The following is a 629-nucleotide window of genomic DNA, read 5'->3' as shown; positions in this document are numbered from 1 at the left end:
CTCAGCTTCAGAGGAATGGCATTAATGGTGCGCACGTTTTCAGTGATGTTTTCACCCGTAGTACCATCACCACGCGTTGCCGCTTGAACTAAAATACCGTTTTCATACAGCAGACTCACGGCTAAGCCATCTAGCTTTGGTTCACAACAATACTGCTTAATGCTTTCTCCACCGATTCGGTCTTGAGCACGTTTATGGAAGCTGTCGAGTTCACTGTCGTCGAATGCATTATCTAATGACAACATTGGGACTTCGTGTGTCACCTGACTAAATTCAGAAAGCGGCTTACCACCCACTCGCTGACTTGGCGAATCAACCGTCACTAAATCAGGATGTTGAGCTTCAATTTCTAGCAGTTCACGCATTAGGCGGTCGTATTCTGCATCTGGAATCTCTGGATTATCTTCCACGTAGTAGCGAACGGCGTGGTAGTGCAACGACTCTTTGAGTTCTTCTAGCCGTTGATGTACTGATTCAGACATAGTAAAGCCCCGTATATTGTCAATCGATGAGGTTGGGAATCCATGAAAAAGGGCTCCAATCGGAGCCCTTTTATAATTGGGTAGTAAGATTATGCGTTAGCCGCATTAAACTCAACTATTTGGCGTCGATAAGCAGCTAAACGGTCA

At 45.5% G+C, this 629-nt stretch carries 1 protein-coding gene; it reads right to left on the bottom strand.

Translation table 11 applies throughout. The features are described 5' to 3' along the window. Positions 1-482: DNA ligase LigA-related protein (locus R7093_RS26225; protein WP_411913259.1), on the bottom strand; the 482-nt coding region annotated here is incomplete at its 3' end. Positions 483-629 lie beyond the last annotated feature (147 nt).

Source organism: Vibrio sp. 1580 (assembly GCF_033340055.1).
This window is presented reverse-complemented; position numbering and strand designations above follow the sequence as displayed.